We start from the raw sequence: 4475 nt of genomic DNA, 5'->3' as shown, positions 1-4475 counted from the left end.
CCGGATGGCGCCGGCGGGGACCGCGGCCGGCCACCACTGGCGGGGACGGAGGAGCTGCCCGCGGTAGCGCGTGAGCGCCGGGGTGACGGCGAGCGCCCCGGTCCGGTCGCGGAAGTAGGCGTCGAAGTCCTCGACCGTCGGGGGCAGCGGTGCGTCGGAGATGCCGTAGGCGCGGTACCACCTGCAGCACGAGGCGTAGACCGACCGGCGTTCCCCGGCGTCCAGTGGACCGCGGAATCTCGTGATGGTCTCGAACAGCGAGTCCACGTACGTGGCGTGTTGGAAGTGGAAGACCTGCGGGTCCAGTGAGTGGTAACGGTGGCCGTCGGCGTCGGTTCCCCGGATGGTGTCGTGCGTGACCACGATGCGCCTCGGGATCCAGGACTCCGGATGCGGGTCGAACGCCATGTCGATCGTCGGGGGGACCGATCGCTGCTTGTGCAGCCAGACGAAGCCCGGGGAGGGCGAGTGCTCGAGCATCGCCGCACTGATCGCCGGGTGCATCAGCTGCAGTGACACCGCGCGGGGCAACATGAACAGGAACTGCCGGGACCGGAGGTGCTCGAACAGTCCGGGTTCCGGGGTGGCCGCGCCTGTCATGGGTGGTCCCGCCTCTCCGTTCCGCCGGTGAGGCTAGTGGGCGAGCGCGGGGAAGTGGGGCACGACGGTCTCGGCCAGCTCGTGGACGACCTCCCGGATCGGCCGGCGGGACGCCCCGACCCCCAGCAGGACGTGGTTGACCCCGATCCCCCGCAGGTCCGCCAGGTGCTCGACCAGACGCCGGTGACCGATCCGGAACCCGAAGCCGATCGGCGAGGCCGCCTCGTCGGGGTCCTCGGCCAGGTCGATCTGGAGCGATTGCGCGAAGGGACTGAACACCTCGTCGTCGTCGGATCCTCCCTCCCGGCTCTCGGTCACCACCTCGCGCCACCTCGCGGCGGTCCGGCGCTGCGCGTCGAAGTCACGCGGGTAGGTCAGCCATCCGTGCCCGTGGGCGGCCAGGTACGTGATGCTCTGCTGACACGAGCCGGTCATGATCAGCGGCACCGACGAGGCGGTGGGCTTAGGGACCACGTCCGCGCTGTGCATCCACCCCCCGGACCAGCGGATCCCGCGCATCTCGGTGGTGAGTGCGTGGGTCATCACCGTGAGGTTCTCCCGAAACCTCTCCCCCCGCCGCCCCTGCTCCAGCCCGAACGCGCGGAACTCCTCCGGCCGGTCGCCGGAGGCCACGCCCAGGAGGAACCGGCCGCCGGAGAGACGGTCCAGGCTGGCCGCGGACTTGGCCACGTGCAGTGGATGGCGGACGGGCAGCACAACGGCCGCCGTCCCGAGGGCGATCCGGCTGGTGTGGGCGGCCACGTACGTGAGGAACACCCACGGATCGTAGATCTGGCCCACGTCGCCGAACGACGGGACGCGAAGCGGGATGTCCCGGGCGTAGAGGGCGGCGAACCCTCCGGTCTCCGCGGCCCGGGCGACCTCGATCTGTTCGCTGATGTCCGGGCCGTCGACCCGGTCGGCGCGCGTCCGCAGCGGGAATCCCAGCCCGAGGGTCAGTCGCCCCGCGCCGAACGTGCGACGGAAGCCCGGGAGCCGCCGGGGGTCACCGTCGGACGTGTCGAGCGGCGAGGTGGTCATGTGCCCCACCCTCGCACGATCCGGTCGACGCCGGTCGACGCCGGTCGACGGCCTCGCGTGCGCGCCGCTCGTCTAAGCTCTCCTTCATCGATCGAGCGAGAGGCCGGACGTGACCACCACCCTCCTGGCCGCCGAGGCGTCCCCCACCGAACTCGTCTCGCTGTTCTGGATCGTCCTGGCCGTCTGGGCGGCACCGGTGCTGTCCGGGTTCACCCGCTCGTTCATCCCGGGCGTGGTGCTCCTCCTGGTGGGCGGGATGGTGATCGGCCCCAACGGTCTGGACCTGGCGGTGGAATCCGGCGGGGTGGCGCTCCTCGCGGAGCTCGGGCTGGGGATGCTGTTCCTGCTGGCGGGGTTCGAGCTCGAGGTCTCCACCCTCACCGGGCGCAGCGGACGACGAGCGGCCGGGACCTGGGTCGTCAGCCTGATCCTGGCAGCCGGGGTGGGGTGGATGGTCTCGGGCCGCTGGGAGACCGCGGTGGCGATCGGGCTCCTGCTCACCTCCACGGCGATCGGGACCCTGTTGCCCATCCTCAAGGGCTCCGGCCATGACAGCACCCCCGTGGGCCGGGCAGTCCTCACCCACGGCGCGGTGGGGGAACTGGGGCCGATCCTCGTGATGGCGGTGCTGCTCGGTACCCGCAGCATCGAGTCCTCCATCGCGGCCGTCGGGCTGTTCGGACTGGCCGCGCTGGTGATCCTGGCGGTGCCGGCCCGACTGCTCCACATCCCCGCGCTCGGTCGGGCGCTCCTGCAGGGCACCACCTCCACCGGACAGCTGGCCATGCGCACGGTGATCCTGCTGCTGGCCACCATGATGGTCGTGGCCACGGTGTTCGGTCTGGACGTGGTGCTCGGCGCGTTCGCCGCCGGCATGATCCTGCGCCGACTGGTCGACTCCCTCGGGGCACACCTGCGCGGCGGTGGCCAGGCCCCGGACCGCGGTCTCGCCGCGATCCTGCTCCGTCAACTGGAGACCGTCGGCTACACCCTGTTCATCCCCGCCTTCTTCGTGGTGTCGGGGATGGGCATCGACCTCGGGGCCGTGGCGGCCTCGCCGTGGGTGCTGGTGGCGGCCGTGGTGAGCATGCTGGTCCTCCGCGGCGGAGGGGTGTGGCTGGGCGAGACCGTCACCCGCGCGAGCCCCGGGCTCGACGGTCCACGGGAACGGGCGAGGGTGGGTCTGTACGCGGCGACCGGTCTCCCGATCATCGTGGCGGTCACCGAGGTCGCGGTGAACAACGGTCTGATGACGGGCGAGATCTCCTCCGTCCTGGTGGCGGCCGGGGCGGTCACCGTCCTGCTCTTCCCCCTCCTGGCGGAGGTGGTGCGGGCCGGAGCCCCGGTTCGTCGGCCGGGCGCCACGACACCGTCACCGGAGGACCCCGTCTCACCGGGGTCACGGGGGAACGACGACGACGAGGACGGCATCCGGTGAGGTCCGGCGTCAGCGGTGGTACCCGGGCAGCGGTCTCCGGGTCGACCGTCTAGCGGCGGGACCCCGCCTCCGAGGACACGCGACCGGGCCGGTCGGTCGGCATCAGCACCCGGGGCCAGTGGGCCAGGAGCAGACCCGCGGCCAGGGCGCCGAGACCACCCGCGGCCATGTCCCCGATCGTGTCGTCGAGGGTCACGTAGATCCGGTCCGTCAGGTAGGCGTGGCCGAACCACTCCACCATCTCCCACAGGGCGCCCAGGGCCAGTCCGAAGGCGGTGGTGAGCACCACCGCCGCCGCGGCCGGGACACCCCCGTCACCCGGTGCCGGCACGATCCCGCGGTGCGCGAGGAACAGGTAGGTCACCACCGCCAGCGCTCCGGCGCACGCGAAGTGGACCACGATGTCCCACCACCAGATGCGCGTGTACAGGTCGAAGACGTTGCTCCAGGCGGCGACGAGCAACGTGACCGACACCGCGGTGTCCGCCCACGGCCTCATCCCGACGAAGCGCGGGAGCATCAGTCCCGGCAGGGCGAACGCGACGATGGCCGCGTCCGTGAGACCGTGCAGCAGCAGGGCGAGCAGGACGCTGAGGGCCCCGAGGATCCGCAGAGCGTCCGCCGCCATCCGCACGCGGTTCTCCGCGGGACGCAGGAAGTTGTCGATCACGCGGCGACACCCCCTCGGTCGAGACGCACGACGGCGTGGACGGGCAGATGGTCCGACGCCCACACGCCGCCGGGCCGCAGCGGGTTGACCGCGGCGTGGGTGACCCTAAATGCTGACGAGGCGAGTATCCAGTCGATGCGCGCCCCGTTCCTCCGCGGCGCGCGGTAGCCGGTGTACGTCCCCCACTCCTCGCTCGCGCGGGTCCGCGCGCTGTGCCAACTGTCGACCAGAGTCCCCTCCCGGACCAGTTCTCGGACCGCCGCACCGGCCGGGCCCGTGTTGAGGTCGCCGGTCACCAGCGCCGGACTGTGCCGGGCGGACGACGGGGCGGCGGCGGACACCAGGTCGAGAATCGCCCGCGCCGACCGCAGACGGGAGCGCGCGGAGAACGGGTCAAGGTGGGTGTTGATCACGAGGAAGCTCCGTGAGGTCCCGCGATCGCGGAACTCCGCCGACACCATGACCCGGGGGATGAGGTTCCCCCAGGACGCCGATCCCGCGCGGGTGGGCTGATCGGACAGCGCGATCTGGTCCCAGTCGAGCAACTCGAGCCGTCCGGAGTCGTAGAAGATCGGCGAGGCCTCGCCACCTCCGTCCGAGCCCCGACCGCGGCCGACCACGGCGTACCCGGGGCCCAGGGCGTCGAGCATCACCGTGGTCTGCTCGCGCAGCACCTCCTGCGCGCCGAGAACCGTCGGCCGCTCGGCGGCGAGGAGCGCGCGGACC

General features: G+C 72.0%; 5 protein-coding genes. 1 reads left to right on the top strand and 4 read right to left on the bottom strand.

The features are described from left to right. The coding region (locus G6020_RS11435; protein ID WP_182610716.1) for an oxygenase MpaB family protein at window positions 1-600 on the bottom strand (600 nt) is incomplete at its 3' end. A gap of 33 nt (window positions 601-633) precedes the next feature. Beyond that, a complete protein-coding gene (locus G6020_RS11430; RefSeq protein WP_182610715.1) occupies window positions 634-1641 on the bottom strand; it encodes an LLM class oxidoreductase in 1008 nt (335 codons plus the stop codon). A 109-nt stretch (window positions 1642-1750) separates the two neighbouring features. On the opposite strand from G6020_RS11430, the gene G6020_RS11425 reads away from it, so the two are divergent. Then, window positions 1751-3079 (top strand): cation:proton antiporter, encoded by a 1329-nt coding sequence (locus G6020_RS11425; protein WP_182610714.1) that lies wholly within the window; start codon window positions 1751-1753, stop codon window positions 3077-3079. Between the two features lie 49 nt (window positions 3080-3128). Here the strand turns inward: G6020_RS11425 and G6020_RS11420 are convergent, their stop codons facing one another. Both G6020_RS11420 and G6020_RS11415 read right to left on the bottom strand, forming a co-directional pair. After that, entirely contained in the window at window positions 3129-3749 is a 621-nt protein-coding gene (locus G6020_RS11420) for a hypothetical protein (RefSeq protein WP_182610713.1), read from the bottom strand. Continuing rightward, window positions 3746-4475: endonuclease/exonuclease/phosphatase family protein (locus G6020_RS11415; protein ID WP_182610712.1), on the bottom strand; the 730-nt coding region annotated here is incomplete at its 5' end. The genes G6020_RS11415 and G6020_RS11420, both read right to left, overlap by 4 nt.

It is taken from the genome of Dietzia sp. B19 (assembly GCF_014145155.1).
Classification (GTDB): domain Bacteria; phylum Actinomycetota; class Actinomycetes; order Mycobacteriales; family Mycobacteriaceae; genus Dietzia; species Dietzia natronolimnaea.
The sequence above is the reverse complement of the archived record's forward strand: the minus strand, read 5'-3'. Positions and strand labels throughout refer to the sequence as shown.

Bases quoted from the DNA above. Each gene is read 5' to 3' on its own strand.
- G6020_RS11430 (WP_182610715.1), bottom strand. From the start codon at position 1,641: ATGACCACCTCGCCGCTCGACACGTCCGACGGTGACCCCCGGCGGCTC.